The organism is Paraburkholderia sp. CNPSo 3281, from assembly GCF_024206515.1.
GTDB classification, from domain to species: domain Bacteria; phylum Pseudomonadota; class Gammaproteobacteria; order Burkholderiales; family Burkholderiaceae; genus Paraburkholderia; species Paraburkholderia nodosa.
Genome location: NZ_JAMBPS010000168.1, coordinates 1 through 866 on the forward strand (window position 1 = coordinate 1; position 866 = coordinate 866).

General features: G+C 52.7%; 2 tRNA genes and 2 rRNA genes. All 4 read right to left on the minus strand.

Going from position 1 to position 866, the window contains the following annotated elements:
• Positions 1-203 (minus strand): 23S ribosomal RNA (locus M3I56_RS40705); the annotation flags it as partial.
• A 309-nt stretch (positions 204-512) separates the two neighbouring features.
• Positions 513-588, minus strand: a tRNA-Ala gene (locus tag M3I56_RS40710).
• A gap of 39 nt (positions 589-627) precedes the next feature.
• Positions 628-704: transfer RNA gene (locus M3I56_RS40715), tRNA-Ile, on the minus strand.
• 66 nt (positions 705-770) lie between these two features.
• Positions 771-866, minus strand: a 16S ribosomal RNA gene (locus tag M3I56_RS40720); the annotation flags it as partial.

Consider the following 866-nt stretch of genomic DNA (forward strand, 5'->3'; position numbering starts at 1 on the left):
ACTTAGATGTTTCAGTTCGCCGCGTTCGCTTCACATGACCTATGTATTCAGTCATGGATACTCCATTCGGAGTGGGTTTCCCCATTCGGACATCTACGGATCAAAGCTCGTTTGCCAGCTCCCCGTAGCTTTTCGCAGGCTACCGCGTCCTTCATCGCCTGTGATCGCCAAGGCATCCACCACATGCACTTGTTCGCTTGACCCTATAACGGGTGTGTCTCGGCCATGATTGCTCACGGCGAGGCTCACTCGCTACAGGTTGAGTATTCGTGTTGCGCCGTATTTCAAGGCAATCTTTCGATCACTTAAAAATACATTGATACAATCACAACCCTGATTCACCTACTTGACGGCCATCTCTGTCCGCGTTCGGATGAATCTCTTTACTACTTCTTCCTGATTGTTAAAGAACGACAGCCGGTATTTTCGCAGTGATGCGTCGTACCGCTCTGACTGGCTCAATCGCCAATGCAAAAGGTTCTGCTTCGTGCAGAACGCTGTGCATTGAGGATTGGTGGAGGATGACGGGATCGAACCGACGACCCCCTGCTTGCAAAGCAGGTGCTCTCCCAGCTGAGCTAATCCCCCAGTCACACATACTCAAGGGGATCTGCCCGCCACAGACAGTGGTGGGTCTGGATGGATTCGAACCATCGACCCCCGCCTTATCAAGACGGTGCTCTAACCGACTGAGCTACAGACCCCTGAGTCTGTCTTTCTTACAGCCGACAAGTGTGAGCGCTTAAAACGCAGTGAGCGATGAGCTCATGAAAGGAGGTGATCCAGCCGCACCTTCCGATACGGCTACCTTGTTACGACTTCACCCCAGTCATGAATCCTGCCGTGGTGACCGTCCTCCTTGCGGT